We start from the raw sequence: 24289 nt of genomic DNA, 5'->3' as shown, positions 1-24289 counted from the left end.
GGAAATAAATAGAACCGGGCACCCGGCCGCCGCCGTCTCATACATCCGGCCAAGTTGACGCGGGCTTTCGAATAGTTGCAAATGGGACCAATCGGCGCCTTTTGAGCCGCCGAAACAAGTACTCGCGGCCAATGTGCCGTGCTCAGGGAGAAGACAGGATGTTCGCCGGGAACCACTCCAGGAATCTATCAAGGCTTGGTGCGCTTGCGGTCGCGATGCTGGCATCGACGGCGGCCTTCGCGCAAGTTTCGGACGATCTGGTCAAGATCGGCGTGCTCACCGACATGAACGGCCCGGCATCGACGCCGACCGGCCAGGGCTCGGTGACGGCGGCGCAAATGGCGGTCGACGATTTCGGCGGCAGGGTGTTGGGCAAGCCGATCAGCGTGATCGTCGGCGACCATCAGTTGAAGCCGGATATCGGCGGCGCCATTGCACGGCGCTGGTACGACGTCGATCAGGTCGACCTGATCGTGGACGTGCCGGTGTCGGCGGTCGGCCTTGCCGTGCAGAACGTTGCCAACGAAAAGAAGAAGCTGTTCATCACCCACTCCACCGGCACCGCGGACTTCCACGGCAAGTACTGTTCACCTTACGCGATGCAGTGGGTGTTCGACACCCGCGCGCTCGCGGTCGGCACCGCGCAGGCCGTGGTGAAGCGCGGCGGCGACAGCTGGTTCTTCATCACCGACGATTATGCGTTCGGTCATTCGCTCGAGCGCGACGCCTCGACCGTGATCACCGCCAATGGCGGCAAGGTGCTGGGCTCGGTGAAGCCGCCGCTCGCCACCCCTGACCTGTCGTCCTTCGTGCTGCAGGCGCAGGCTTCCAAGGCCAAGATCATCGGCATCGCCGCCGGCCCGCCAAACAACATGAACGAGATCAAGACCGGCTCCGAATTCGGCGTGTTCAAGGGTGGGCAGCAAATGGCCGCGCTGCTGGCGCTGATCACCGACATTCATTCGCTCGGGCTGCCGGCTGCGCAGGGCCTATTGCTGACCACGTCGTTCTATTGGGACATGGACGACAAGACCCGCGAATGGTCGAAGCGCTACTTCGCCAAGATGAACCGGATGCCGACGATGTGGCAGGCCGGCGTCTATTCTTCCGTGACGACCTACCTTAACGCCGTCAAGGACGCCGGCACCGACGAACCGCTCAAGGTGGCGGCCAAGATGCGCGAAAAGCCGATCGAGGATTTCTTTTCCCGCAACGGCAAGCTGCGCGAGGACAATCTGATGGTCCACGACCTGATGCTGGTGCAGGTCAAGACGCCGGAAGAGTCCAAATATCCATGGGACTACTACAGGATCCTCGCCAAGATCTCGGGCGAGGAAGCGTTCGGCCCAATCGATCCGGCCTGCGCGATGGCGAAAAAATAAGTGCGCGAATGGTAAGTGGCGAATAGCGAGTGGAGCAATCCATTCGCTACTCGCCATTCGCTATTCGCCCTATTTCGCCACCCCGATCTCTCTCAAATACTTGATTACGCCGGGATGGATCAGTCCGACGTTCGGCGCGGCGGCGACGGTGTTCGCGGCCGTGGTCTCGCAGGCCTGCGGCAGCTTCCTGCACAGCGCGGCTTCGATCCCGTGCAGCGTCTTGGCCAGCTGGTAGGCTGTGTCATCCGGCAGGTTTTCGCGCACCAGGATGAAGCTCCACGAACCCAAGGAATCGATCGCGGCGGTTTGGTTCGGGTAGCTGTTCGCGGGAACAGTCAACGGCTTGAGAAACGTGTGTTTGGCGCGGATGCGCGCGATCTCGCCGGCGTCCGGCACGATGAATCGCGCGCCGCCGGGCGCTTTCGCCATCGCCTCAAACCCGGGCCAGCCGATGCCGGCGCCCCACAGCGCGGCGGCGCGGCCGTCCTGCACCATTGCAGGGCCATCGCCGGCGCGGTCGAGATAGATCGACTTGAAATCCTCATCCTGCTTCAACCCGATGCCGTCGAGCATATAGCGCGACAGGATCGGCAAGCCCGAACCCTTGGCGCCGAACGCGACCGGTTGGCCGACGAGGTCACGGATGGTTTTGAAGGGGCTGTCGGCGCGCACCACGAACATGCCGGGGCTGGAATACATCGCGGTGAGAATTTTCAGTTTGGTGGCCGGCCGCCCGATGCCCATGAAGGCTTCGTAGGAAGGCTCGCCCGCCACCAGCCCGATATCGAGCTGGCCCGATTCGAGCAGCGGAATGTTCTCGTTGGAGCCTTTGGTGTTGCGCGGCTCGATCGACAGTGTCGGATCGGCGGCGTTCATGACTTCGGCAAAGGCGTTGCCATAGAGCGGGAAACCGCCGCCGGGCGTCGCCGTTCCCAAACTGATCGTGGTCTTGGTAATGGCCTTGTCTCCATCTTGTGCCGCTGCGCCGCTTGCCAGCAGAAGCATGCCGGCCCAGGCAATATGAGCGAGTTTCATGGTTGGCCTCAAGCGTTGCGTGCTGAATGACCGCAGCCGAGGTTGTAGGCAAGCGCGGGGATTTATGGAAGCATGTCCGCAAGCGTAACAAGAAAATGACGGGAAGCCTAATGATCGAATATTTGCGCAAAGCATTGCTGGTTTGCATTTTAACTCTCATTGGCGGCCTCTCGGCCGGTACAACGCCCGCCTCCGCCGCCGGCTACCCCGACCGCCCGGTGAAATGGCTGATCGGTTTCGCCGCCGGCGGCCCGGTCGATATCGTGGCGCGCATCATGAGCCAGTGGCTGTCGGACCATTTCGGCCAGCAGTTCGTGGTCGAGAACCGCGCCGGCTCCGGCGGCAACATCGCCGCCGCCGCGGCGATCAACTCGCCGCCGGACGGCTACACGCTGCTGTTCGTCGCTCCCAACAACGCGATCTCGACCTCGCTGTACAAGAAGCTGCCGTATGACTTCATCCGCGACACCACGCCGGTGGCGAGCATCATGCAGCTCACCAACATGCTCGTGGTGTCGAACGCGATGCCGGTGAAAACCGTTCAGGAGTTCATCGACTATTGCAAGTCGAACCCCGGCAAGATCTCCTACGCGTCGTCGGGCAACGGCACCTCGGTGCACATGTCGGCGGAGCTGTTCAAGGCGATGACCAAGTGCGACATGGTGCATGTGCCCTATCGGGGATCTGCGATCGCCTTTCCCGACATCATCTCCAACAAGGTGCAGTTGATCTTCGACAACCTGCCCTCGGCGCTGGAACAGGCCAAAGGCGGTTCGGTGCGCGCGCTCGGCGTCACCTCGCCGAAGCGCTGGCCCAGCGTACCGGACGTGCCCGCCATCGCCGAGACCGTGCCCGGATTCGAATCGGTCGGCTTCTACGGCATCTCGGCGCCCAAGGACACGCCACCCGAGATCATCGGCGTCCTCAACAAGGCGATCGCCGAGGCGCTGAAGGACCCGAAGCTGGTAGCCCGGCTCGCCGAGGTCGGTGGCATCCCGAAGCCGATGACCCCCGCCGAGTTCGGCAAACTGGTCGCCGACGAGACGGAAAAATGGCGCAAGGTGGTGGAATTCGCCGGGGTTTCGGTCGATTAAGCCCGGCATTGCCGGATCGCCATCCGGCCTGTAAACGATGCCGGCACCGTTGCCGGCCGCTCCCCCGCGGCCGCTTGCGGCGGGGCCTGTAGCTCAATGGTTAGAGCCGGCCGCTCATAACGGTCTGGTTGCAGGTTCGAGTCCTGCCGGGCCCACCAGCCTTCGCTCGCGAAGCGAGTGAAGGCTGCCGCGCCGAAGCCCTCTTGGGCGTAGGCGGGCGCTGCCGCGAGCTACCTACGGCTAGGCAAGCCACCCTCCTTCGCTCGCGAAGCGAGTGAAGGCTGCCGCGCCGAAGCCCTCTTGGGCGTAGGCGGGCGCTGCCCGCGAGCTACGGCTCGGCAAGCCATGCTTCCCGGCAGCAGTGCCGCCCCCAACCAAAATATCGAAAACAACCCCATGCAAAGTAGCCGGTGGTCGCTGGCATCGATGTTTTGAGCGATCCAGCACAAACATTTTGACACGTCGGGCAAATCAGCGGCACTATTCCATCATCGCGCTATTGGTAACGCCCATGGCCCTGCCCGACAATGGGCTCTTCGGCGCGATCGCAGGCAAAATCCTTAGCCCACAATTGAAGTTGCACCGGCTCGCGCGTTGCGTGATCGCAGCGGCATCTCTTACTGGCCACCACCTCGGCGTTCGCTGAAGCCCCTATCAAAGCGGGTCACCGTTTGACCCCGATGCCGACGTAAAGCGAGCCCGCACGTACTCGAATGGCTGCCATTGTAACCAGAGGCGCGACTGGCGTAACTACAAGACCAGCAGCAATCCAGAAAATAGCAACATGGTGAGGATGATCCGCCGGAACGACGCTTCATTGACACAGCGGAAAGCGAAAATCCCTAGCGCCGCGCCGGCAAACAGTGCCGGAATACTGGCGACGAACTCAACCAAGACCTTCGAAGACAAATCATTTTGCAACAGCATCAGCACGAGCGCGAAAATCTGCATGGCAGCAATGAAAGGCTGAACCAGCCCGCGCTGCTCAGTTTTTGGCACGCCGTGGATGTCACACCATATGGTCGGTATTGCACCCGGCATTGCCGTCAACCCGCCGACAAAGCCGCCGCCGAAGCCGATTAATACATTGCGCCCCACATTCATCTGCAGGCGACGAGAAAGCACCGGCCGGAATAACGTGTAGGCTGCATAACAGGCGATGGCGAGACCAAAGCTCTCTCTGAAGATCCGCGCGTCTGCAGCTTGCAGCAACCAGACGGCGATCGGAACGCCAAGCAATCCGCCCACGACCAATACCGAGCTCTGCTTCCAGCGGATACTTTTTCTCAACGCCCAAAGATTCGCGGCCTGCACGGTGATGCTGCAGGCCATCATCAGCGGGACCGCCTCCAGTGGTGGGAGAACGTGAAGGAGAATCGCGCCGGCCACCGCCGAAAAGGCGAAGCCCGCGAGGCCCGAGACGAAGGCGCCGCAAAACACGGCGATACTGAGCAGGCAGAACGACGCAATGTCGCCCATGAGCGAACCCTCCCGGTGGATAAGATCCCCGAATAACGGCTTGGCGATTAGTCCCCGGACGACAGTCTGGGCGGCTCGGCCGCTACCCTGGCGTCGCTCTGGCGGGCGGAGGTCAATATCGTGGCCGCAAGGATGTGCAGAATGACAAAGCAGATGGCGATCGTTACCAGCAGCCTATTCTCGCCCGGTGCCGCAATCTGAAGTTTGCGTTCGGACGACTTTTCACAGAGCGACATTGTCACCTCCTCCAACATCTGATCGAGAGTCAAACTGGTGCCACCTATTGTCGATCAGGCGACGATACTGTCGAAGGGTGCGCTCTGCCTGCAGCCGTCGCGAATAGTGCAGCGCTTGAAGGAGGCGCCCAAACGAGCCTTCCTTTCGAGAAGAACTCTCGGAGGCGACAACCGAATTCGCTGAAAATGACGCATCACTCCTGGTTGAAGCTCTGCTGTCAAACAATGGTACGAAGGATGCCGCGATCGACTGAAACATCTTGTGAAACAACAACCCATAGAACACGCGAGTGAGGCGCCGTGCCTTTTCTTCCATGCGCATGACACGAACACCTTATGTGAGTGACGGGATGCCGCTGGAAGTATCGAACGGGGCGTCGGGCCGCGCTTTAACGCGAGCTTAACTTGTCCTTATCGTTTCCTTGATTTTTGAAGGGTGTCCTTGATTTCGGGCCCGCGAGCCGGTTGAATATCCACCTCGCCGCTCCTGCGAAGGCATTGTTTTGCTGTATTTATTTGACGATTTCGTCCTCGACACCGACCAGCGGGAATTGCGCCGTGACGGATCTCCGATTCCGTTGCAGCCTCAGGTTTTCGACCTCCTCGAGTATCTGATCCGCCACCGAGCCCGGGTGGTGACCAAGGACGATCTGATCGGTGCAATTTGGGGCGGTCGCATCGTCTCGGAGTCAGCGCTTACCACCCGCATCAACGCAGCTCGCACGGGAATAGGCGATTCCGGCGAGGCGCAGCGACTAATCAAGACCTTGCCGCGCAAAGGCGTGCGCTTTATCGGCACGGTGCGCGAAGCAGCCAGGGAGGTCGAGAGCGCGGTCGCACCTCCGAAGGTCGAGATATCCAGCCTGGTGGTCGGCCGGACAGCCCCCTTCGAGACGATCGACCGGATGACGCGGCACGCATTGTCCGGTCAACGGCAAATGGCCTTTGTCACGGGAGAAGCCGGGATCGGCAAGACGGCCTTCATCGCCAAGGCGATCGAGCGATTGACGGAACAGGGCTTCGACCTGCTCTATGGGCGCTGCACCGAACGGTTTGGAACGGACGAAGTCTTCCTGCCACTCATCGATGCGCTGGTGAACCGTTATCGGGCGAACGGCCCGGAACTGATTTCGGCCGTTCGCGCGCACGCGCCCACCTGGATATTGCAATTGCCAGGTGTCATCGACGCATCGGAACGCGCGGCTTTCCAGGATGAAGTGTTCGGTGCGACGCGCGAGCGGATGCTGCGGGAGTTTTGCGATCTTCTGGAAGCGCTGAGCGCCGGCCGCCCGTGGGTCCTCGTTCTCGAAGATCTGCATTGGAGCGACTTCGCGACGCTTGACGTGGTGTCTCGCTTCGCGCGCGGGAACGGCAACGCGCGCGTGCTGGCCCTTTGCTCCTATCGTCCAGCCGACAGCGCCGTGGACGGGCATCCGATCCGTCGCCTGCATCGTGATCTCGAGATTCATGGATGTTGCAGCGAATTGCGCCTCGATCGATTGTCGCACTCGGAGGTCGAGCGCTATCTCGCATTGCGCTTCGACGACGCGGAATTGGCCTCGAGCCTGTCAAAGCCGGTATTCGAGCGGACGCTGGGGCACCCTCTGTTCGTTGCCTCGCTGCTCAAACACCTCATCGACCAGGAGTCGATCGTCGAAACGGACGGCCGATGGCGCCTGTCTTCGCAGGCGGCATTTGCTCAAGATCGCATTCCGGACAGCCTCTTGAACATGATCGGCCATGAGCTCGACCGCCTCACCGACAACGAACGACGTCTGCTCGATGTCGCCAGCGTTGCCGGCGAAGATTTTTCCGCGGCTCTCGTTGCAGCCGGCCTGTCCGATGATGCGATCGACGTTGAAAGGGACATCGAAGCCTTGGTCCGGAAGGATCATGTCCTCGTTCGTTCGGGGGTTTCCGAGTGGCCCGATGGAACATATTCGGGCTCCTACGCTTTCCGTCACATTCTCTATCAGAATATCATTTACCAGAATCTGCCGCCAGGACACCGCGCACAAACGCACAAGCGCTTGGGCAAGAGGCTGGAGGAGGCCCATGCCGGCCGCTCCCCTGAAATAGCGCCCGTGCTCGCACTTCACTTTGAGCAGGGTCGCGAATTTCCGAGCGCGTTGCGCTACCTCCGGGAAGCGGCAGAGAGCTCGACGAAACGCCTCGGCCATGCGGAGGCCGCAAGCTATCTCACCCGCGCGCTTGGCATACTTGATCGTTTCGATGCTGCCGACGAATTCTCAGCCCGCGTCGCTCTTCTGCGGCAGCGAAGCTGGGCTCTTCGCTCGTGCGGCGACCTCGTCGGCTCCATCCGTGATCTGCGAGACATGATTGCCTGCGCCGAACAGGCGGGCGAGATCAAGCAACAGCTCAACGGCCTCACGGCTGTGAGCAGTCTCTGCTTGCGCGTGGATCGCCACGCCTGCCTTGAGGCCGCTGAAGACGTACTGTCGCGAAGTCAGGCGCTTGCAGACGACACGTTCAAGGCCCTGGTCCAGGGCAGCAGCGCGAGCGTCAACCTGTTCCTCAACGGCTGGCGCAAACAGGACGCCACGCTCTGCGACAGGGCGATCGAGCTGAGTGCGAGTGCCACGAACTATGGCATCCTGATCAGACGCAATGGAATATCCGGTATCGTTGATTGCTGGAGGTCGCGGTACCAGGATTGCCGCCGCGCCGGCACGGAAGGAAAGCGATTGGCGCGTCTGGCTGGCGACGTTTACACTTTTGTTCTGTTCAACGTTCTTGAATCAATCGCGCTCATTCATCTGGGCGAATGGCGCGAATTGCGACGTGAAATCACGGCCGGCCTCGAACTGGCCGTCAGGAACGCGAACGGCCCCAGCAGCGCATTGTGCCGGCTGACGCTTGCGTGGTTGCACGTCGAAGCGATGGATTTTGATGGAGCCCGGGAACTCTGCGAAAGCGTCGACGATAGTCTGCTGGTCGGCGATCAGTCGACGTATTTCCACAAGCGGGCCGTCCTTGCGAAGGCCTATGTCGGCCTGAACGATCCGTCGGGAGCTCGCAGGCAATTTGACGATATTGAGCGCCGCAGGCATGAAGAAGGCATCGACATCGAATTTACCGCCGCGACGCAGGTGTATCATTGCCTTGGCGAATATTACTTGCAGGTTGACGACTTTGCGCAGGCTCAGAGCTGTGCACGCCAGCTCCACGACTATGTGGCATCGGCTCCAGATCTCAATCACCTGGCCCAGGCCCACGGACTGCTCGCACGTACGGCGCTTGGCTTAGGTGATTCAGCGGAGGCCCAGTTGCACCTGTCCCGCGCGCTGGAGATCGTCGACAATGCTGACTTCCCGATCGCTTCCTGGCGGGTGTACCGCACGGCCGCCGAGATCTTCGCGAAGTACGGAGACGTCGACAGGGCAGCGACGTATCGCTTGCGATTTGTCGAGACCGTCCGAAGGCTCGCGCAAAATTTCGAACCCGAGGATCGCCTGCACAAGAGCTTGCTCGCTGTGTTAGCAACGCGAACAGCGCAACTGGAAGCGATGACCTCGCTGCCTCCGCGGCCCGCTTAGCCGACGGGGCTTGCCGTCCGCGTTTGAGACTGACGTCCTCGATACCGGCCAGCGGGGTTGTGCGTCGCATTGGAAGTACCGCCAAAGCGAACGCCGGCTTCGCATTCAAAGTGCACGCGCATCATCCGCACTTGATGTCTGCTTTTGGGCCCAGGGCCGACCTCGATGAACCAAGGATTGTCCGCGTTGAGCCGGAAGCGGAATTCTTAAACACGGAACCTCGGGTAATCGGCCTCCAGATGAACCGCACCAGTTTCGCACCAGAAACGACCTGAGAGGCGTATCAGGTTTTCATTTCGCCGCCCTTTGGGCCATCGCACCAGAGACGCCTCGCTCCGTTACTCGTTGCCCTAATCCAGCAGTCCGCAAACTACCGCTCCGCATTCGATCTGACTACGGTCTCTCCCCTCGATCGTAGATTCGGCGGCTTTATCGCAAAAGCGGCCAACAGATCCATAGCAGACTCCCGCCGCGACTCATGGCGTTATACGATCAGATCGTGCGGCAGATGGGCAACGAAAGCGCGTGGCGCATGGTCTGGAACGAGATGGTGATCCGGATGTTGCCCCGGCGAGGGCAGCTCTATCGCCGGCGCTCCGACTGAAATCGCCGGCGATAGCTGAGTTACAGCACCGTCTTCGTGATGCACAATCGACGCTGGGATTTGGCCGAGCTCTGCAACGCCAATCAGACCTGAACCCTTCGGACTGGAAATATCGTTCTTGAAATGAAAGGAGTCCCCGGGCGTATCAGGACTTTCTGCGCCCTTTGAAATCGCCAGTAATCCGTGAGTCACGGCGGCGTCTTCGTGAGGGTCGGTCGACGCCGGAATATCGTTGGGCTTTGCAGCGCCATAGTCACCGCTTGCTGGTGCCATCGCGGCTCCCTGGTCGATCGCCATCGGTTTGGCATTGTCGAATACCGGCTTCTGGTCAAACGCGAAGCTCGGTTGCATCAGTGCCACCATAGCAACGTGTGTCAGTTGGATTGATAGTCCGCTGGGCTGAGCTATCGCCGGGCCGTCGACGCTGTTTTCAGTCGGGGGCATCCAGCCTACGGCGAAGCCGGCAGATTTGGCATCGTCGATCGCGTCAATATTGTCCCTGATGGTATCGAAGCTGTGGTGGATTCTGGTTGTTTGCGCCGTCCCATCCCCGTCGGCGAAGAGCGCGTCGTTACTGACCTTCGTGTCGGACGCATCGGCGGCGGTGGTCGTTGCAACGATCGTCGCGTCGTCTTGGGGTGTGGCGGCGTGATCGATCGGGTCGCTGGCTGGGGCCACGATCGTCGCTGTCGTCGTCGTGAGCACGAAATCCGACAAGTGCACATCCGCCACACCCGGCAAATGAATTGCCACCAGGCCGGAATCGCCAATGCTGAGCGTATGGTCGGTCGGATTGACATACACAAGCGCTTGGTTCGCCTTGCTGTCGGAGAGCCAGGCGATGGTGTGCGCCGGCACGGACGTGCTTGCGGAGGTCAAAGCCAGGATGGCGGAGGCGAGTGAGCCAAAAGCCGTCAGATCGATCTTGTCGGACCCCGATACGAAATCCGTGATGGTGTCGAACTGGGCCGCATCGGTAACAGCTACGGGCGAATGAACGGCAGTGTCGCTCCCGTTGCCGCCTTTGAGCAGGTCCGCACCAAGTCCAGCGATGATCATGTTGGCCAGCGTGCCGCCGGTATTGAGCGGGTTTACCACGCTGTTGTTGTCGGGCGCGTAGGCCCACACACCGGTCGCCGTCATCGGGGAGGTGCCGTTACCGGCCGCGCCCGTAGCCGGCGAACTCGTGAAAGTCTGACTGGCCGAGAGCGCGCTCGCCGTCCCCGTCAGAGATCCGGAGCCGTTCACGGTCTCTGTGGCGCCCGCCACGGGGTTCAGCGCCGATGTCCCGGGTGCGACGGTCAGCAATACCCTTGCCGAATCGCCGTCATCATCCTCGTCGCGGATCTCGATCGCGGTCGAGGCTTTGGCTGGCGCCGGGTAGGTGCTCGCGCCGTCGCTCGACGTCACCGACAGCACAAGCGTGTCGGAGCCTTCGTACTCCGTGGTCGGCGTATAGGTCAGTCCGGCCAGCAGCGTGTTCACGGCTGCCGCGTTGCCCGACAGTGTCAGTGCCGCACTGTCGTCGCCGCTCACCGTCACGCCGCTCGTGCCGGAGACATGCAGCGTCCCATGCGATACCGTCAGCGTCGCGCTCACCGTATCGTCGGTGTCCTCCGCCAGCGGCCCAACGCTTACCCCGGCAACCGCCACGCCAGTGGCGTCCTCGTTGAGCGTCAGCGTCGGTGGCCCGGTTGCCGTCGGCGGTTCGGCAACCGGGGCGACCGTCACGACCGTGGTTGCCGTCGTTGTCGCGCTGAGGTCGCCTTCGGAATCGCGCTCGGTCGCCGCAATCGTCAGCGTGAAGCTTCCTTCGAATTCCGTCGGGGGCGTAATCGTCAGGCTCGACAGGTTCCAGCTGGCCACGTCCTGCACGGTGTTACCTGCGGTCGCCGTAAAGCTATGGCCGGGCAAGCCGGTGCCGTCACTCAGCGTGGCGCCCACCGGGATGTCGCTCACGAGAAGCGCGGCGAGGCTGTTGGGTGACGCGTCGCCGTTGGCGCCCAACAGGCTCCGGGCCGTCGCGCCAAGGTCCAGAGCAATCGCCGTGTTCTCATTGCCCTGCGCGGCGACGGGATTAAGGGTGGGCGCCAGGGGGGCGGCCGTCACCAACTCGCTTGTACTCGCCGTGTTGGCATCCTGGTCGGTCGCCGTGACGCTCAGAGTGAAATTGGTGTCGTTCGGCGGGGTGATCTCCAGGCTTGAGAGAGTCCAGCTCTTCACATCGACCGAGGTGCTGCCGCTCGCCGCCACGAAGCTATTCGTACCGTCGGTAAGTACCGCTCCAACCGGGATACTGCTCACCACAAGCGACTGCACACTGTTGCTGTGGCCCGGCAGGCTGTTCGCGATCGCCGTGATCGTGCCCAGTGCGATCGCCGCGCCCTCAATGCCGCTCTCAGCCGGCGGCAACCAGGTCACCGCCGGCAGCGTCTCGTCGACCGTGATCGCTTGAGTTGCTTCTAGCGCCGTATTGCCGGCCGAATCCGAGACGTCCGCCGTCACCGTATAGCTGCCGTCATGCAGCAGCCTGGCTTCGGTCGAGGTGACGCTGATTGACCAGGTGTTGTTCGTCAGCGTGGTGACGAATGTGTCGACGACGTGGCCGGAGCCGTCAACGATCCTGACCGTCACCGGCTGGCCATTCTCTGCGTCCGACGTCGTGCCGACGATGACGAACCCGGCGCTCGCCGTATCGGCGTTGACGACATTGTTCCTCGCAACGGGATCGATTGCGATCGTCGGCGGGGTTTCGTCCACCCTGATCGGCTGCGAGGCATCCGCCGAATGGCCGGTCGCATTCGACACCTCCGCTGTCAGCGTGTAGATCCCGTCAGCCAGCGCCTTGGCCTCCGCCGGGCTGAGGGCAATTGACCAGCTGCCGCCGTTGACTGTGGCCGTACCGCTGTAAGCGACGTGGTTAGAACCATCGATGATGGAGACCTTGACGATCTGCCCGTCCTCCACACCCGACGTTGCGCCCGTAATCTCAACCCCGGCGTCAGCTTTGGCGGCATTGATGATGTCGTCTTCGGCAACGTTGATTTGTCCGCCGATGCTGGTGATCGCTAGCGTTGGACGTATGATCAAGACCTCAGGTGCCGCGAAGACCGCCGGCTCTAACGAAAAGAGCGAATTTTGCGGGTGGGTGGGGTCAGTCTGAATAAAATTGATAGGCTGCAGCAACTGCTGCGGATTGACGAAAGGAGGTGTGCTGGACCCGGTTGGCCCCAGCCCTTTCGCAAAGTTGGCGAGCACGTCCTGTTGGGCCGCCTGCAACTCCTGCATTCGAGTAGGAGAATTCGCGACCTCGCTCACGCTGACCGAGGACCCTCGTCTGCTCAAGACAATCGTCTCGCCGGGATCCTCAACAATGATGTGTCGCGGGATCGCCTCCTTGGTTATGAGCTCGAATACGCCGTGCTCGAGGTCTTTGTATGTGACGGTGTCGTCATCCAAGAATGTGACATTCGGGTCCGCGGCCTGGGCCTCCTTCATGAATGAAAAGATCAGTGCCGCAAATGATAGGATGCCGATACCGGCGCCCTGGGCCCGGCTGCGAATGCTGCCAACAGGCGTGTCCACCGTCAGGGAGCCGGTCTTTGCCAACCGGCCGGCAGTGAAAGCGAAGGTGCCTCTGGTTACTGCGAACAGGGCCGACTGCAAGATGCCGTTGGAGTCCCGCGCGAATTCGCTCAGCACCATGCGCGCGTCGCGGGACAGGTTGAACACGGTGCCGTCGATGAAGCGGATTTCGATCCGCCCGTCGGCTGCGGTCTCGATGACGTCACCCTGGCAAACAGGATCGCCAACCATGACTTGAACGGCAATGCCGCTCGCACGCCTGATGGTGCCGCAACCGATCGCCGTCTGAATGTTGCCAATCACTTGGGGAAGCTTGCCCACAGCAGCCATGCACGCGCCCCCGAACTCCACGCCGGACGCAACATTGGCTTCGACCTCGCCTGCTGAGTAGCTCAGGCCTGGAGTAGTGCCGAGAGTAGTGCCGAAGTTTTCTTGCTTTGGCTTGCCCAGCGCCACGAGGTCAAAATGTCTTGGTGCTTGCAACTCTAGGCTGGCCCGCCGAAACGACCTGATCCAATTCCAATTCCAACAGAAAGGAGACGCGTTAAGCGCGACGTCGACATGGCAGGACTGCTGTCGTTTTGCCGCGATATCCGCCCTCACGATATTATACTATTGTCTGAGCCCGAGTTGTCTACGTCTTAATGGCGGCACGCCGGTCTCCAGAAGAGGTACTCAGTCTGGGTTATTGCGGTCTTGCTCGGCGGTCAGCAACCATCGGCCTGCCGCACGACAATATCTTCGCGAGAAGGAGAGGATCATGCGCACACATACGATTAGCGTATTGGTGGCAGGTTTCGTTTTCGCGCTAGCCAGTCTTTTGCCTTGTCGAGGACAGGCGCAAAGCGATTCTGGCCGATCCGCCGTTCAGGATTCCGCACCAAAGCCGATTGGGAAAGTTGTGACCGCCGCGGGTTCGATCACAATCGAACATGCGGGTGCTGTGGTCATTCAGGCAAATGTCGCCGGTCAAGCCGGTCAGACGAAGATTGGTGATCTCGTCTATTTGGGCGACGTGGTCCAGACCGGCGCCGATGGCCGGGTCGGGATCAACTTTACCGATGGTACCTCGTTCAATCTATCGAGCAACGCCCACATGACCTTGACCGAATTCGTGTACGACCCAAACGGGAAGTCAAATTCGAGCTTCCTCAGCCTGACGAAGGGAACATTCACCTTTGTCGCCGGCAACATAGCGAAGACCGGCGACATGAGGGTCGACACCCCGGTGGCAACGATGGGGATTCGAGGAACCACGCCGCGCATCGAAATATCGGATGATGGGACGGTCAAATTTGCCACTCTTATTGAAGAGGGCAAGAGTAAGCTTATGAAACGGCAAGGTGCACCCACGGCGCAGCAACCCGAGCAAAAGGCTGATCACAAGTTCAATCTCAACATCTGTCGAGGGTGCTAGGTTCATCGCGATCCGTCGTCAGTGCAAGCAGCCATCCGGCGCAGGGCGGCGACTTGCAGAAATCAGCGACCGCACATTCCCAAGATCGGGAAGCCTGATATGGAAATTCGTGCAAAGGCCGGCACCATCAACGGCGTAGCGCCGATTCTCATCTTGCTGTTGCTCGGGTCGCCTGCGGCGGCGCAGAACCCGAAGCCAAAGGATAACTATCTCGGGAATATTGAGTTATGCAACGGCCTGGATCACACGCCGTTTGAAGCTCGCATTGATGGTTGCACGGCGCTCATCGCGCGCCAAGGCGCGACGACGACTACCTTGGCTATCGCCTATAACAATCGTGGCAATGCCTATGCCGCAAAGCGGGATTACGACCGCGCCATCCAGGATTTTGATCAATCGATCAAGCTCGATCCAACTTACACCAAGCCATTCAACAACCGCGGCGTGGCTTACTTGAAGAAGGGCGAATACGATCTTGCGATCAAAGCTTTCGATGAGGCAATCAAGCTCAAATTCAACTACGGCGAAGCCTTCGCCAACCGTGCTGGAGCTTACTTGAAAAAGAATGAATATGATCGCGCGACGCGGGACTACGATGAGGCAATTCGTCTTGAGCCCGATTTGGAAGGCGTATGGAACGGACGTTGCTGGGCTCGAGCCATCCTCGGCGCCTTGCAGGCGGCGCTGGTGGATTGCAACAAGGCGCTTCAGTCGGGGTCGAGCAACATCGCGACGTATGACTCGCGTGGTCTGATCTACCTGAAGACGGGCCAGGTTGCCGCGGCTATCGATGATTACAGTTCTGCACTGCGGTTCGACCCTAAGCTGGCGAGCGCGCTCTATGGGCGCGGGCTTGCCAAGCTCAAGCAGGGCGACAAAGCTGGCGGCGATACCGATATCTCTGCGGCAAAGACAATCCAGGCCAACATAGGCGACGACTTCACGCGCTATGGCGCGCGATAGGGACCACCAGCCGCGGCGACCACGGCATTCTCAACGCCGCGTATTGCTTTCTGAACAACCTTCAAGGACCGCTATTGGGCCCAAGACCGACCTCGATGAACCAGCGATCGTCCGCTTTAGTCCGGACGCAGAAGTCACAAGCACAGAGACTTTGGGCATTCAGCCCTCAGGGGGCACCGCACCAGTTTCGCGCCAGAAACGACCGCACCGAAACGCAACGAACGCGATCGAAATCAAACAAACCCGCAGTAAAATCAACGAGGCCGGTCGATATCCCGCCGCTCATAACGGGCTGGTTGCAGGTTCGAGCCCTGCCGGGCCCACCAATGGGATCAACTACTTGACGAAACAGCCATTTTGCCGCGGCGGCGCTTGCAAAGCAATAGAGGGCCTCAACAATGCGAGGCCTGACACCGCTGCACGATCTACCTTGGGAATAGCCTCATCGCTGGGGGATCGCGCCTTTCCCGCGAAGGCAAGCCCGGTACGTTCCTGAAGGCGATTTCAACTTCTCCGACCGCTGCCGTCGTCATCGATCCGATTCGCAAGGAATGGGGCCTGAGCGATACGCAGCTTGGCCTCATTGCTTCGGCCTCACGATTATCTACGCCCCTCGCGGTGTCGATGATGCCGTCCGGATTTTTCGGCACAAGTACTGTCCTAAATTCACTCCTGATCCGGTCTGATCGCACCTTTCGCGCACCCTCACGCATGGGAAGATTCTTCAGAGGAAGCAGGTGCTTTGACGGCCATCTGCGCACGGGTGCCATAGCAATACGGTGCATTCGCTCGGCGCGAACCACGGTAGCTCGGGCCATGAACGGCCGTTCCGATTTGGAGGATCTGCTTACAAGAGCCGGCTTTGAGAGAGATCGATTCGGCAGCCACCGATCTCAACCGGAATAAAGGGGCATGCGAGGTACGATGTTCAACGGCGGCAAGGGTAACAGAACCATGCACCATCGGCGCCTGAGACGTATGATCGAAGCTCTGAGGGCGGAGCTGACGGTGCAGGGCATTCTTGGTCAGGGAACCACTACCGACCTGCGCGTCGATCTTGTCAATCTGGCCGAAACTGCCCTGATGGCTTGCGATGTAGACAGGGTATACGATTGAACTCCTGATTGGCCGGCATAACGACGCCGGCTTTCTCGACAAACGACTTCCCTGTCCATGTCGGGCGAAGGGAGCGCGTTTGCGCTGATCCGGCTGCGGTTGGAGTCGTCCATGAAAGCGATTACAGCATCGACTGCCAAAAAGCTTGGCCTGTTCCTGGCGAGGGATTTTCGCCAGACTTTCGGCCGAGCCCACGACGATCAGGCTGAACGGCTTGGCACCCTGGCGCGAAGTACGATCGAATGCCTCGGAAGGAGCGATGCGCTCTACCACAATTTCGAGCACACCATGCTGGTCACGATGGTGGGACGCGATATTCTCCACGGCCTGGCGCTGTCCCGCCGTATCGAACCTGCCGATTACAGTCATCTCATCATCGCCTGCCTGCTGCACGACATCGGCTATGTGCGGGGCGTCCTGAGCGGTGACTCGGAGACCGAATTCGTTGTGGATCGAAGCGGAAAACGGATCACTCTCACCCGTGGCGCATCGGACGCCGCGCTCACGCCCTATCACGTCGATCGTTCGAAGCTTTTCGCCCTGGAGCGGCTCGGAAGCTCACCGGTCATCGACGCCGAACGCGTGGTAAGGGCGATCGAGTTTACTCGCTTTCCCTGCCAGCTCGATCACAGCGCGACGGAGGACGACCTGGAGCCGCGGCTGGTGCAGGCGGCTGACCTCATTGGGCAGCTTGGCGATCCCATGTACTCGCGCAAGGCCAATGCGCTCTATTGCGAGTTCGAAGAGATCGGCATGAATCGGCAACTCGGGTACTCGTCACCGGCCGATCTCATCGACAAGTATCCGGGATTCTATTGGAACAGCGTTTCCAAGCATCTGGATGAGGGCGTCAAATACCTGAACTTGACTGCTTCCGGACGTCAATGGATCGCCAATCTCCATCATCACGTGCACTGCGCCGAACACGGTTACCGCTTGATGGGACCTCAGCCCTGACGAAGGGGATCGCCCCCGCCCAGAGCCGGTCGCATGTCAGTCCGGAGCAGGCGCCTGATCCCGGATCGGCCGTTCGATCGCCGCAAGAAACGCCTTGCCTGCCTCGGTGATTGCCCAGCCGTCCCGGTCGCGGGTGACAAATGATTGTCCGAAGATATCAAGCCGCGGGGCGCGAGCGGCAAGGCCCTTCATCCGTTCGGCCCAGTCGGGGCCGCTGGTCATCAGGATTGCGACATACCGCTTCAAGTCCTGGAGACTCGCACGCCCTTCCGGCTGTCCGTAAAGAACCATCAGGATAGTGAACTGCAGACTCACGGTACGGCGGTGCTCATCTCGTCAACCCTGCAGGTCACTGGATCAACCCATGCAGCAACGCACTTGATGCGAAGCGGGCTGCCCGGAAGCAATGCCTCACACCTTGGAGCCTGATTACCGCCGCGCCCGGCCCGAGCGCGGAAACCACACCGCCACCATTGGGCTCGGACGAAACGGTTTCCACGTCCCCGCCGGCAGAGCGAGACGATCGGCAATCACCCACAGCGCCGGAGCATGGAAGCCGAGCCCAATATGGGTCGTTTTGACCTCGACATTCTCGCGCCGGTCGCCCTCGACCTCGAGGCACGCGCGCCAGGCGACCACACCGTCGTCGCGGGTGTAAATCGACGTCGACGGCACCGGGATCGGTTGCGCCAGCCGGCTTACCCGCTCGTGGCTCGGAGGCTGATATTTCTCGCCCGTGAGGAGTGTCCAGATGGCGCGAACGTTGCTCGCGCCCGGTGCCGCGAATGGACTCCCCAGCGTGATCACCATGCGGATGGCATCGGGAACTTGACGTGCGACTTCGCGGGCAATGATTCCGCCGCGGCTCCACCCCACCAGGCTGACCGCCGAACCGGATGCCTCGCTCAGCTCGGTGACCTGTGAGACCACTGTCGAAAGGTCTGCGTCCGGGGGACGGACATTGCGGCCAAGGCCCCAGCCATGGACGTTGTAGCCGAGATGTTTGAGGAAACTGCGGATGGCGATGGTCGATCGATCGTCGGCGCCCAGTCCGGGGAGAACCAGCACCGGATGCGACTGCCCTCGTGGCGCAGCGGCCAGGAGCGGCGCCACAGCCAGCAGCGCTGGAATATCCAGCAGTCCCCGCCCTTCGGCGGCGAACAAGCCCAGCGAGGGTGGACTGACCACGTCTTCATCATCCCGGCTCATTGTCCTGCTCCCTGGGCCAGACCCTATCCCCGACGCCGGTCAGCGGCGGCCTCACGCATCACGGCCCTTGCCAAGAAGACCGCCGACCGCCCGCATCAGCCAGTTCGGCTGATACTTGACCCACTGGACGGCCAGCTCATTTGCAATTCCGGCAACGTGGACCGGTTTACCCGCCATGCAGGCACGATACCCCTCCTGCGCCACCGACTTTGCGTCCATGATCATCATCCTCGGCATGCCTGCGAGGCTGGTCCCCTGGACCATTCCGGTCTCGGTCACGCCCGGACACAAGGTCGTCAGAGTAATCTTGCTGCCGCTCAATTCCTGCGACAGCGCCTCTCCGAACGACAGCACATAGGCCTTCGACGCCGCGTAGACCGCAAGGTTCGGGACCGGCACGAACGCAGCAATCGAAGCGACGTTGAGAATTCTCCCGTGTTTCCTTTCAAGCATCGGCGGGAGGAAGAGACGGGTCAGCGCCGTCATGGCCAAGACATTGACCTGCAACAACCGGAGCTCGTCCTCGAGATCGAGTTCGCCGAAGCGGCCTTCGATCAAAAGGCCGGCGTTGTTCACAAGCAGGCCGACCTGGATGCCCGCGTCATTCAGGGTGTCGAATACGGCCTGTGGCGCACTCGGTTCGCTCAGATCCGCAGGAACAACCGTGACCCTGGCGCCATGATCGGCCTTCAGCTCGCCCGCCAGGGTCTCCAGCTTGTCCCGACTGCGCGCAAGCAATACGAGGTCGAACCGATGGGCTGCGAGAACGCGCGCGAGTTCCAGGCCGATACCACCGGAGGCGCCGGTCACCAGCGCACATTGGCGCTCATTTTCCTTCGTTGACACAGGACCGCTCCGTTTGTTGCCTTGGAACAATTGCATCGCCGTGAAGGCCAAGGACCGGCGTCGGCCCTGTATCGCGGTGGCGCCGTCGATCCCGGGCGATCATGCCACCGACGATCCCGAGCCGATCACCTTGAGCAGGTCGGCCGTCACGTCGTCGACCGCCTGCAGGCCGTCGATGCTGCGAAGCAGACTTCGCTCGCGATAGTATTCGATGAGAGGCGCCGTCAGTTCGTTATATGCATCGAGGCGCACCTTCAGCGTGTCGCGGTTGTCATCGGCGCGCGCTGCACTTCCCGTCTCCCTTGCCTGTTGCGCCCTGGTCATGATCCGATCCAGCAATATCTCCTCGTCCGCACGCAGCTCGATCACATGGTCGAGCGTCATGCCCTGCCTATCGAGATGGTCGTCGAATGTGACTGCCTGCGACATTGTTCTGGGAAACCCGTCAAGTACGAAGCCGCGCCTGGCATCCGGCAACGAAATCCGCTCCATGACGGCCGCGACGATGACCTGATCGGACACAAGCTGACCGCTCGCCATCGTCTGCCTGACCTCGCTGCCAAATTCCGTATCCGCGAGCGCCGCGGCGCGCAGCATGTCTCCGGTCGACAGATGCGGAACCCTTACCTCGTCAACAATGCGCGTGGCCTGCGTACCCTTTCCCGCTCCAGGTGGCCCCAACAAGACGATCCTCATCAACTTGCCCTTCTGTTGTCGTCACAAAGCACGCAGCTCGCACCGTTGCACGATTTCAGCGTCAGCGTCCCTTTCGCCCGCCTCGGACGGGCATTCATGGCCGGAGCCGCGACTGGAGCGCCAGCCAATGGGCCTTCTGCGCGTAGTCGAACAAGCCGAGATGCTCGGACACGGCCTCGGTGGCGAGGCTGCCCAGATCGGCTCTTGGCAGACGTACGAAAGCCTCGGCCTCCGAACCGGACACAACGATATTGAGGCCCTGCCTGCGCGCCAGGTGCATCATTGGTGCATTCTCGACCAGGCAATTCATGAACATCACGCGAATACCCCAGTTCCGCGCCCGGGCGGCGCTGCGCTCGAGCAAGGTACCGCCGATCCCCTGACCCCGCCCCGGCGGCAGGACGGATACGCCCAACTGGGCGTGCCCATCGCTTCGGGCCAGATGCGCCGCGCCGACGACCGCGAGATTGTCCCCCGTGACGACGAAGACGGCATCGCGCGAGAAGTCGATACCGTCCACGTAGTGGCGCAGACCGTCGTCCGACAGCGCATGCTCGAACCTCAGACGACGGTCGTCCGCGCTGAGCGCGAGCAGGTGCACGAGCAGTTGTTTTCGCTCGTCCGCCTGCAGCTCGCGCGTCAGTGCTTTGAGGGCCATGGGCGTCCCGGCCTCACCTCCTGGATCCGTCCAATCGAAGACGCGTCAAGCCTCCACTGTGATCAAACTCGCCATGCCTGTTCGCGCGACCGCTTGGAGAAGTACGTTCGGTCGCCGCCTTCCGGCCGGCCACCGCCCCACCCAAAATATCGAAAACAACCCCATGCAAAGTAGCCGGCGATCCTTGCCTTGAGCGACTCCGCGAAAACATTTTGACACGTCGGGCAAATCAGCAGCACGGTGGTAACATCGCAACAGTCTTTCCGGACCACTATTCCGTCGATCATTCGGCTCCGGGACCGGGCGCGCCAGATGGTCGCCCTGAGTTTGGAAACACCCGCGGAAGATGAACCTCAGACCAACTCGGCTCCCTTCCGTTCGGGAATGAGGAGAAGCAACGCAGCAATGTCCAGAATGTAAAGCAGGGCGAGCAACGCGATGGCCGTTTGAAAACCATAGACGGCACTCACAGCGCCCACAGCCAGCGGGCCAAAGCCGGCAACAGCCCGCCCAATGTTGAAGAATACGTTCTGCGCAGTGGCGCGGGCTGCCGTCGGATAGAGCTCGCTCATAAGTGCCCCGTAACCACCCAACATGCCATTCACAAAGAAGCCCATGACAGCGCCGCCAACAAGCAGATGCAGCGGGTGGACCAGCTGCGAATAGACCACGACCATGATGGCCGCACCGAGCATGTAGGAAAGGAAGGCCGGACGGCGGCCGATGCGGTCCGCGATGTGTCCAAACAGAAAGATACCGAGCGCCATGCCGCCGATCGTCACGGCGGTCCAGATAGCGGAGCGAGTCAGACCGTAGCCGAACCGCGTCGACAGATAATTCGGCAGCCAGATCATGATTCCGTAGTACCCGAAATTCTGCACCGAGCAGAGGATGATCATCCCGAGGCTGGTTTTGATCGTCGGCCCGTCCGCGACGAGCAATCGCAGCGGAGACGGTGCATCCGGCGCGCGGCTTCGGTGAGATACGAACAACTCCGGCTCGTGCAGAACGCTTCTGATGAAGTAACTGACGATCGCCGGGAAAATGCCGACGACAAACATGCCGCGCCAGCCGATCACCGGCAACAGCAGCGGCGTCAGCAAGGCGGCGGCCAGGACACCGAGCTGCCATCCCAATCCCACATACGAGCAAGCGCGCGCACGTTTCGAGCTGGGCCAGGCCTCGGCCACCAGCGCCATCCCGATCCCGAATTCCCCGCCAAGGCCGAGGCCGGCAATGCCCCGGTAGACCAGCAGATCCCAATAGCCCTGCGCCAGGGCGCACATTCCGGTAAACACGGCGAACACGACGATGGTCCAGGTCAGAACGCGCACCCGGCCCAATCGATCCGACAGCATTCCAAATCCAAATCCGCCGACGACTGCGCCCACAAGCGTCGCGGTCACCAGGGAAGCGGCTTGCACGGAAGTAAGATGCAAATCACTTGAAATCGCATTCAACATGAAACCGAGTATCAGGAGATCAAAGCCATCCATTGCATAGCCGATGGCAGAGCCCCACATGGCTCTGCGGGCGTTGCTGTCGGTCTCCGAGACTGAGTCCGGGAGAACCGCTCCCGTAACATCCTGAACCTGGCTCATTTCACACTCTCCTCGGTGACGATCATCAGCCTTTCATGCGGGGCGCGCAACATACAGGCAATGTTGAGTCGTGGATAAAGGCGAACGGAACGCCACGGGTGAAGGCGAGCTACGGCTAGGCAAGCCACACCCGTGGAGAACCTGTAGCGCCCGTACATTCCACGCTCGACGCCATCCAGCCGGGTTGTTAAGCACCCGCCTCCGGATGGAGAGCTGAGTCGCGTTATGACCGTTGCGATCGAGATGGGGCAGACGACCGCAGGGGCGCCCGCGACACTGGACCTCGAGGAACTGCTGGCCACACGCCTGCTGGTTCAGGGCAATTCAGGTTCCGGCAAATCCCATCTGTTGCGCCGGCTGCTGGAGCAGAGCGCTCCCTGGGTGCAGCAGACGATCATCGATCCCGAAGGCGACTTTGTCGCCCTTGCCGATCGCTTTGGCCATCTGCTGATCGACGCGCAGGATCACACCGAGCAGGGCCTGCAGGTGGCCGGCGAGCGGGCGCGCATCCATCGCGTCTCTACGGTGCTCAATCTCGAAGGGCTCGACGCCGAAAACCAGATGCGGCGCGCCGCCGCCTTTCTCGACGGGCTGTTCGAGGTCGCCCGCGACCACTGGTATCCGATGCTGGTGGTCGTGGACGAAGCGCAGCTGTTTGCGCCTGCGATCGCCGGCGAGGTGACCGACGAAGCGCGCAAGCTCTCGCTCGGCGCCATGACCAACCTGATGTGCCGTGGGCGCAAACGCGGGCTCGCGGGCATCATCGCCACCCAGCGACTGGCGAAGCTCGCCAAGAACGTCGCGGCCGAAGCGTCCAATTTTCTGATGGGCCGGACCTTCCTCGATATCGACATGGCCCGCGCCGCCGACCTGCTCGGCATGGAGCGGCGGCAGGCGGAGACGTTTCGCGATTTGGAGCGCGGACAGTTCATGGCGCTGGGACCGGCGCTCTCCCGCCGGCCGCTGGGCTTGCGCATCGGCCCGACGGAGACTGCGCCACGCAACGCCATCCCGCGTCTGATGCCGATGCCGGAAGCCACACCCGACGCGCACGCGATCATTCTGGCGGCACCGCCGGCTGAGAATAACCGGCCCCGGCGACGATCGGCGGCGCCGGATTTGCTCGGACAGCTGATGGCGGCAAAAAACATAGCGTCGGAGATCCGTCCCGAGGCGGAGCCATCGCTCACGGCCGAGCAACTGGCGAAGCGGCGGGAGCAACTGGACCACGTTCTGCAAGCCGTCACGCAGCAACCCAATGCGGCGTTCCAGGCCATCGGGGTGTTGTATCAGGAGTTCGTCGTGCGCTGCCGGATCGAGGGTCTGGGCGCCGCTGTCCCGGACCTCGGCGAGTTTCGCCGCATGCTGACGCGGGCCCGCGCCGGCCTGGGCTCCGATGTCACCGAGGATGACGACGGATGGCAAGACGTCTCGGCCCGCGCCTCGCTGCTGCCGGAGGATATGCAGGGCGTCTTCATGATGATCGCCCGCGCCGCCAAGGAAGGATGGCCCTGCCCCGGCGACCCTGCGATCGCCCGTGCTTACGGCTCGCATTCGTTGCGCCGCGCGCGGCGTCTGCTGACCTATATCGAGGAGCAGGGCCTCATCGTTTGCCAGATCGACGGCGCCGGCCGGCGGATCGTCACACTGGTCGAACTGGCATGGGCGACGGCGCCGGGCGATCCTAACGCCGAGGAAGCAGGAAACGCGCTGGCGGCGGAGTGAGGCGGCGGTCTGGCACGCGCCTGGAAGAATGCATTAGAACATCTGTGTCACGGCTTTGACGGTTTGGACGAGGCTGTTTCCGTTGCCTGGTTTGGATGGGGTGGCCATTCCATTTCTCCTCGCGACCAT

General features: G+C 61.4%; 18 protein-coding genes and 1 tRNA gene. 9 read left to right on the top strand and 10 right to left on the bottom strand.

Annotation, left to right across the window (positions count from 1 at the left end):
• Window positions 1-158 precede the first annotated feature (158 nt).
• Entirely contained in the window at window positions 159-1382 is a 1224-nt protein-coding gene (locus BLR13_RS24845) for an ABC transporter substrate-binding protein (RefSeq protein ID WP_074818444.1), read from the top strand.
• Between the two features lie 69 nt (window positions 1383-1451).
• Here BLR13_RS24845 and BLR13_RS24840 read toward each other — a convergent pair whose 3' ends face one another.
• A complete protein-coding gene (locus tag BLR13_RS24840; protein ID WP_074818446.1) occupies window positions 1452-2417 on the bottom strand; it encodes a TAXI family TRAP transporter solute-binding subunit in 966 nt (321 codons plus the stop codon).
• A 110-nt stretch (window positions 2418-2527) separates the two neighbouring features.
• On the opposite strand from BLR13_RS24840, the gene BLR13_RS24835 reads away from it, so the two are divergent.
• Together BLR13_RS24835 and BLR13_RS24830 are read left to right on the top strand one after the other, a co-directional pair.
• The gene (locus BLR13_RS24835; protein ID WP_074818449.1) at window positions 2528-3511 is read left to right on the top strand and encodes a Bug family tripartite tricarboxylate transporter substrate binding protein; all 984 of its coding nucleotides are present in this window, start codon (window positions 2528-2530) and stop codon (window positions 3509-3511) included.
• Between the two features lie 82 nt (window positions 3512-3593).
• Window positions 3594-3669 (top strand) — tRNA-Ile (locus tag BLR13_RS24830).
• 592 nt (window positions 3670-4261) lie between these two features.
• Here the strand turns inward: BLR13_RS24830 and BLR13_RS24825 are convergent.
• Entirely contained in the window at window positions 4262-4990 is a 729-nt protein-coding gene (locus BLR13_RS24825; RefSeq protein ID WP_074818452.1) for a sulfite exporter TauE/SafE family protein, read from the bottom strand.
• A 47-nt stretch (window positions 4991-5037) separates the two neighbouring features.
• Window positions 5038-5226: a hypothetical protein gene (locus tag BLR13_RS24820; RefSeq protein ID WP_143039672.1), complete on the bottom strand. Its 189-nt coding sequence runs from the start codon at window positions 5224-5226 to the stop codon at window positions 5038-5040.
• Between the two features lie 503 nt (window positions 5227-5729).
• Between BLR13_RS24820 and BLR13_RS24815 the strand changes: the two genes are divergently transcribed.
• The gene (locus tag BLR13_RS24815) at window positions 5730-8783 is read left to right on the top strand and encodes an AAA family ATPase (RefSeq protein WP_074818457.1); all 3054 of its coding nucleotides are present in this window, start codon (window positions 5730-5732) and stop codon (window positions 8781-8783) included.
• Between the two features lie 484 nt (window positions 8784-9267).
• Here the strand turns inward: BLR13_RS24815 and BLR13_RS24810 are convergent, their stop codons facing one another.
• Window positions 9268-13428 carry an Ig-like domain-containing protein gene (locus tag BLR13_RS24810; protein ID WP_143039673.1) on the bottom strand — a complete coding sequence of 1387 codons (4161 nt, stop codon included), beginning with the start codon at window positions 13426-13428 and terminating at the stop codon, window positions 9268-9270.
• Between the two features lie 304 nt (window positions 13429-13732).
• Here BLR13_RS24810 and BLR13_RS24805 point away from each other — a divergent pair, with 304 nt between their 5' ends.
• The 4 genes from BLR13_RS24805 to BLR13_RS24790 all read left to right on the top strand — a co-directional run bounded on the left by BLR13_RS24805 (window position 13733) and on the right by BLR13_RS24790 (window position 17425).
• On the top strand, window positions 13733-14389 hold the full coding sequence (locus BLR13_RS24805) for a FecR family protein (RefSeq protein ID WP_074818462.1): 657 nt from the start codon (window positions 13733-13735) through the stop codon (window positions 14387-14389).
• 99 nt (window positions 14390-14488) lie between these two features.
• Complete coding sequence (locus BLR13_RS24800) at window positions 14489-15352, top strand: tetratricopeptide repeat protein (protein WP_074818466.1); 864 nt, start codon at window positions 14489-14491, stop codon at window positions 15350-15352.
• 924 nt (window positions 15353-16276) lie between these two features.
• Window positions 16277-16468 (top strand): hypothetical protein, encoded by a 192-nt coding sequence (locus BLR13_RS24795; RefSeq protein ID WP_074818469.1) that lies wholly within the window; start codon window positions 16277-16279, stop codon window positions 16466-16468.
• Between the two features lie 111 nt (window positions 16469-16579).
• On the top strand, window positions 16580-17425 hold the full coding sequence (locus BLR13_RS24790) for an HD domain-containing protein (protein ID WP_074831137.1): 846 nt from the start codon (window positions 16580-16582) through the stop codon (window positions 17423-17425).
• Between the two features lie 36 nt (window positions 17426-17461).
• Here BLR13_RS24790 and BLR13_RS24785 read toward each other — a convergent pair whose 3' ends face one another.
• The 6 genes from BLR13_RS24785 to BLR13_RS24760 all read right to left on the bottom strand — a co-directional run bounded on the left by BLR13_RS24785 (window position 17462) and on the right by BLR13_RS24760 (window position 22435).
• Window positions 17462-17671: a hypothetical protein gene (locus BLR13_RS24785; RefSeq protein ID WP_143039674.1), complete on the bottom strand. Its 210-nt coding sequence runs from the start codon at window positions 17669-17671 to the stop codon at window positions 17462-17464.
• A gap of 183 nt (window positions 17672-17854) precedes the next feature.
• Window positions 17855-18634: an esterase/lipase family protein gene (locus BLR13_RS24780; protein ID WP_074818476.1), complete on the bottom strand. Its 780-nt coding sequence runs from the start codon at window positions 18632-18634 to the stop codon at window positions 17855-17857.
• A gap of 51 nt (window positions 18635-18685) precedes the next feature.
• A complete protein-coding gene (locus BLR13_RS24775) occupies window positions 18686-19531 on the bottom strand; it encodes an SDR family NAD(P)-dependent oxidoreductase (RefSeq protein WP_244524936.1) in 846 nt (281 codons plus the stop codon).
• Between the two features lie 48 nt (window positions 19532-19579).
• Window positions 19580-20176 (bottom strand): adenylate kinase, encoded by a 597-nt coding sequence (locus tag BLR13_RS24770; RefSeq protein WP_074818479.1) that lies wholly within the window; start codon window positions 20174-20176, stop codon window positions 19580-19582.
• Between the two features lie 94 nt (window positions 20177-20270).
• On the bottom strand, window positions 20271-20834 hold the full coding sequence (locus BLR13_RS24765) for a GNAT family N-acetyltransferase (RefSeq protein WP_074818482.1): 564 nt from the start codon (window positions 20832-20834) through the stop codon (window positions 20271-20273).
• Between the two features lie 353 nt (window positions 20835-21187).
• The gene (locus BLR13_RS24760) at window positions 21188-22435 is read right to left on the bottom strand and encodes an MFS transporter (protein WP_079585987.1); all 1248 of its coding nucleotides are present in this window, start codon (window positions 22433-22435) and stop codon (window positions 21188-21190) included.
• Window positions 22436-22660: 225 nt separating this feature from the next.
• Between BLR13_RS24760 and BLR13_RS24755 the strand changes: the two genes are divergently transcribed.
• Complete coding sequence (locus BLR13_RS24755; protein WP_074818489.1) at window positions 22661-24160, top strand: helicase HerA domain-containing protein; 1500 nt, start codon at window positions 22661-22663, stop codon at window positions 24158-24160.
• Window positions 24161-24289: the final 129 nt, after the last annotated feature.

The organism is Bradyrhizobium ottawaense (assembly GCF_900099825.1).
Lineage (GTDB): Bacteria > Pseudomonadota > Alphaproteobacteria > Rhizobiales > Xanthobacteraceae > Bradyrhizobium > Bradyrhizobium ottawaense_A.
This window is presented reverse-complemented; position numbering and strand designations above follow the sequence as displayed.

Bases quoted from the DNA above. Each gene is read 5' to 3' on its own strand.
- BLR13_RS24760 (WP_079585987.1), bottom strand. From the start codon at position 22,435: ATGAGCCAGGTTCAGGATGTTACGGGAGCGGTTCTCCCGGACTCAGTC.
- BLR13_RS24800 (WP_074818466.1), top strand. From the start codon at position 14,489: ATGGAAATTCGTGCAAAGGCCGGCACCATCAACGGCGTAGCGCCGATT.
- BLR13_RS24845 (WP_074818444.1), top strand. From the start codon at position 159: ATGTTCGCCGGGAACCACTCCAGGAATCTATCAAGGCTTGGTGCGCTT.
- BLR13_RS24820 (WP_143039672.1), bottom strand. From the start codon at position 5,226: ATGTCGCTCTGTGAAAAGTCGTCCGAACGCAAACTTCAGATTGCGGCA.
- BLR13_RS24840 (WP_074818446.1), bottom strand. From the start codon at position 2,417: ATGAAACTCGCTCATATTGCCTGGGCCGGCATGCTTCTGCTGGCAAGC.
- BLR13_RS24770 (WP_074818479.1), bottom strand. From the start codon at position 20,176: ATGAGGATCGTCTTGTTGGGGCCACCTGGAGCGGGAAAGGGTACGCAG.
- BLR13_RS24790 (WP_074831137.1), top strand. From the start codon at position 16,580: ATGAAAGCGATTACAGCATCGACTGCCAAAAAGCTTGGCCTGTTCCTG.
- BLR13_RS24825 (WP_074818452.1), bottom strand. From the start codon at position 4,990: ATGGGCGACATTGCGTCGTTCTGCCTGCTCAGTATCGCCGTGTTTTGC.
- BLR13_RS24755 (WP_074818489.1), top strand. From the start codon at position 22,661: ATGACCGTTGCGATCGAGATGGGGCAGACGACCGCAGGGGCGCCCGCG.
- BLR13_RS24835 (WP_074818449.1), top strand. From the start codon at position 2,528: ATGATCGAATATTTGCGCAAAGCATTGCTGGTTTGCATTTTAACTCTC.
- BLR13_RS24795 (WP_074818469.1), top strand. From the start codon at position 16,277: ATGTTCAACGGCGGCAAGGGTAACAGAACCATGCACCATCGGCGCCTG.
- BLR13_RS24765 (WP_074818482.1), bottom strand. From the start codon at position 20,834: ATGGCCCTCAAAGCACTGACGCGCGAGCTGCAGGCGGACGAGCGAAAA.
- BLR13_RS24780 (WP_074818476.1), bottom strand. From the start codon at position 18,634: ATGAGCCGGGATGATGAAGACGTGGTCAGTCCACCCTCGCTGGGCTTG.
- BLR13_RS24805 (WP_074818462.1), top strand. From the start codon at position 13,733: ATGCGCACACATACGATTAGCGTATTGGTGGCAGGTTTCGTTTTCGCG.